A 3,567-nucleotide genomic window follows, 5' to 3' on the forward strand; every position below is an offset into this window, starting at 1 on the left:
ACACCTGGCATTCATCGATTCACCAACGCCGGCCACCGGCACAGCGTTGAACTTGTCGTCCTGAGTCAGTCGGCACCTTGTGACGAAAAAGGAGGGACTGCTCAGCACGTAGCGTTTTTTAAGTTTCTACCCGCCGTTAAGGGCTGGGCTTACGTTCATCTGCCGACAAAAGAACGGGCGGCAGATTCGCTGCATTTTTAGATCATATTTCGATGCCGGAAAAACGGGCAATGCGTACACTGGTGCCGCTTTTCGTGCTCAGGCCTGCATGTTTGTCGGGCAGGCGCATTAACCAAACTCAGCGTTGATGCATTCTGCTAAGTAATTTTTGCCGTTAGCTATTAATCAGCTAGTGATAGCGCTAGATAAGACAGCTTTCTGCGCTAGGCTGGTGAGCATTTTGAATATAACAGTAAAGACAACGACCAGCAATTGACGCAATGCTCTTGGGTCTACGCTAGAATGCCGTTTTTAGCCTGACGTCATAGAGTAACAGCAGGAGTAAGCAAGTAATGTCCGAAGGGCGTGAAGTACAGTGGGTGGATATTTCCCCGGAGCAAGCAGGGCAGCGAATTGATAATTTTCTTATGACACGTTTGAAGGGAGCGCCTCGGGCGCTTATCTATCGGATCGTGCGCAAGGGTGAAGTCCGCGTTAATAAAAAGCGCGTTAAAGTGGATTACCGGTTGCAGGCCGGCGATTTGGTCCGCGTGCCGCCGCTGCGGTTGGCGCCGCGTGAAGCGGTTAAAGAGGTCAGTGATAATCTGCGTGATCTGTTAGTCGGTAGCGTCATTATGGAAGGCCCCGATTGGATGGTGCTCAACAAGCCTTCAGGGCTGGCAGTGCACGGTGGCAGCGGGGTTAAAATTGGCTTGATCGAAGCGCTGCGCCAAGTGCGTGATGATTTGAGTTTCTTGGAGCTGGTTCACAGGCTTGATCGCGATACGTCAGGCTGTTTGCTGCTTGCTAAATCCCGCGATGCGCTAGTGACGCTCAACGAGTCATTAAAAAAGCACGGCATGGATAAGCGCTACTTAGCCCTAGTGAGCGGGCGCTGGCCTGCGCGTAAAACCTATGAAAGCGCTCGTTTGGACCGGTTTGATGCAGGTAACGGGGAGCGGCGGGTTAGGGTCGACCCTAACGGAAAGGTGTCGCGTACGCATTTTTCGGTGGTTGAAGCGTTCGAGAAAGTCACTCTGATTGAAGCTGAGCCGGTGACGGGGCGCACACATCAAATTCGCGTTCACGCTGCCCATGCCGGCCATGCGCTGCTGGGGGACGATAAATACGCTACCCGTGAAAGTGGCTTTCTTACAAAGCAGCTGGGGTTGGGGCGACTTTTCTTGCATGCCCGTGCGCTGACCTTTCCTGAGCCTACCAATGGCCGCCCGGTAACGGTTAAAGCGCCTCTGCCAGAGGCTTTGGAAGAAACCCTCAAGCGTGCCCGTCGATAAGCGGCCCTTTGTTTATATGCCTGCCAAGAAGGACCTGTAATGCAGTACGAGCTGATGATATTTGATTGGGATGGCACGCTGATGGACTCAGTGCCGCGTATTGTCTCGTGCATGCAGGCTGCTGCCTTAGAAGCAGAGTGGGGCGCGCTCTCGGCGCCGGACGTTGAGGATATTATCGGCCTAGGTCTGCCCGAGGCGATTGCTAAACTTTGCCCAGGCATTCTACCGGCTCAGGCGGAGCGGCTTCGCGAGCGCTATGCGCACCATTTTGTGCATGCCGACGCAACGCCAATGCTGTTTTTTGCCGGCGTAGAAATGCACATTGCTCGTCTGCGCGAACGTGAGGGGCAGCGTTTGGCGGTGGCGACGGGCAAAAGTCGCCGTGGTCTTGATCGCATTTTTGCGGAGACGGGTAGTGCTGCGTGGTTTGAATCCAGTCGTACGGCGGATGAGACGCGCTCGAAGCCCCATCCGCAAATGCTTACCGAACTGTTGGCAGAGCTTTCGGTTCCGGTCGAGCGGGCGGTGATGGTGGGCGATACCGAGTATGACTTGGAAATGGCGCGAGCGATTGGTATGGATCGCATTGGGGTAACCTATGGCGTGCATACGCCAAAGCGCCTATTGCTGAGTCGTCCTAAGTGGTTGGCGCATAGCGTCGATGAGCTTTTTGAGCGATTGCATGGCGAGTAGCCTGCATCTATATAAGGATATGTTATGAGTGGTGATCGCTGGACAGAAGGTGCCGAAGTTTCATCAGAAAACGTAGACCCAGTAGCAGGTGCGTCTGGAGACGATGCTGAAACGCTGCGTGAACGCCAGCGCCTGGCGCAGGTGGATATGATGGACCGTTGGGTCGGCGGTGTTTTAACCGAGCAGCGGCGTACGCGGCGCTGGAAGCTGTTTTTCCGTTTGATGATGCTCGCCGTGGTGTTAGTGGTGTTATTCGCTACGCTTTATGGGCTGTTTTGGAACAGCTCTAGCTCGATCGCACCGACCCAGCGTCATTTAGGTATTGTGGAGGTTAATGGCGTTATCGCCAGCGATTCGCCTGCCAATGCTGAGCGTATTATTCAGGGCCTTAACCGCGCCTGGGAGGCGGAAAGTGCAGCCGCCGTGGTATTACATATTAATAGTCCTGGCGGTAGCCCGGTGCAGTCGCAGCGTATCTATGCGGAGATCATGCGGCTACGAGAGCAAGGTGATAAGCCGATTATTGCAGTCATTGAAGATATTGGTGCCAGCGGTGCCTATTACATCGCCGCGGCGGCCGACGACATTGTCGCATCGCCTGTGAGCCTGGTCGGCTCAATCGGCGTTATCTATGCAGGGTTTGGTCTTGAGGGGGCTATATCTCGTCTCGGCGTTGAGCGTCGTGTGCTGACCGCGGGCGAGAACAAGGCCTTCTTAGATCCTTTTCAGCCGCTAGGTGACGACGCTGAGGCGTTTTGGCAGGGCGTGCTTAGCCAGACCCATCGGCAGTTCATTGAGGATGTGCGTGCAGGAAGGGGCGATAGGCTCAGCGATAGTCCGGATATTTTCTCTGGCCTGATTTGGGGCGGTGAGCAGAGCCTCGAGCTGGGTTTAGTCGATCAGTTGGGTAGCCTTGAGCAGGTGGCGCGCGAACAGGTTGGCGATACCGAATGGATTGATTACACGCCGAGCCTTGATCCGTTTGAGCGCCTGACGCGACGCTTTGCCCAGATTACTGCTGAGGTCTTGGGCGTGCGCGGGCCTAGCACGCCGCTGCGATTTTAGTTTAAGCACGCCTGTATGGGCATGCCTGTATAGATAAAGCGACTGCCTGTTATGAAGCGCCAAGCGGGTCTAGCCCTGCTTGGCGTAGCATGTCGCACAGTGCAATTAGCGGTAGCCCAATCAGCGCGTTGGGGTCGCGACCCTCCAGTTTTTCAAACAGCGCAATGCCTAACCCTTCCATCCGAAAGCTGCCAGCACTGTCCAGCGGCTGCTCTTTGGCGACGTAATTTTCGATTTCCTGAGTGCTCAGGGTGCGAAAAACGACCTCGAAAGGCTCCACGTGCACGTGATGGCGCTGATGGCGTGTATCTAAAAGTGCGAGCCCGGTGAGAAATGTGACGCGCTGGCCGGAAAA

At 55.1% G+C, this 3,567-nt stretch carries 5 protein-coding genes; 4 read left to right on the plus strand and 1 reads right to left on the minus strand.

Annotated elements, in window-relative coordinates; translation table 11 throughout:
* The 4 genes from ACTH5D_RS17600 to sppA all read left to right on the plus strand — a co-directional run.
* On the plus strand, positions 1-201 hold a 201-nt coding region (locus tag ACTH5D_RS17600; protein WP_441673491.1), incomplete at its 5' end, for a hypothetical protein.
* Between the two features lie 311 nt (positions 202-512).
* Positions 513-1,454, plus strand: coding sequence for an RluA family pseudouridine synthase (locus ACTH5D_RS17605; protein ID WP_441673493.1), 942 nt, complete (start codon positions 513-515; stop codon positions 1,452-1,454).
* 39 nt (positions 1,455-1,493) lie between these two features.
* Positions 1,494-2,147 (plus strand): HAD family hydrolase, encoded by a 654-nt coding sequence (locus tag ACTH5D_RS17610; RefSeq protein WP_441673495.1) that lies wholly within the window; start codon positions 1,494-1,496, stop codon positions 2,145-2,147.
* A gap of 24 nt (positions 2,148-2,171) precedes the next feature.
* On the plus strand, positions 2,172-3,212 hold the full coding sequence (sppA, locus tag ACTH5D_RS17615) for a signal peptide peptidase SppA (protein ID WP_441673497.1): 1,041 nt from the start codon (positions 2,172-2,174) through the stop codon (positions 3,210-3,212).
* A gap of 49 nt (positions 3,213-3,261) precedes the next feature.
* Here sppA and ACTH5D_RS17620 read toward each other — a convergent pair.
* The coding region (locus ACTH5D_RS17620; RefSeq protein WP_441673499.1) for a Maf family protein at positions 3,262-3,567 on the minus strand (306 nt) is incomplete at its 5' end.

It is taken from the genome of Halomonas sp. (genome assembly GCF_052095695.1).
Lineage (GTDB): Bacteria > Pseudomonadota > Gammaproteobacteria > Pseudomonadales > Halomonadaceae > Vreelandella.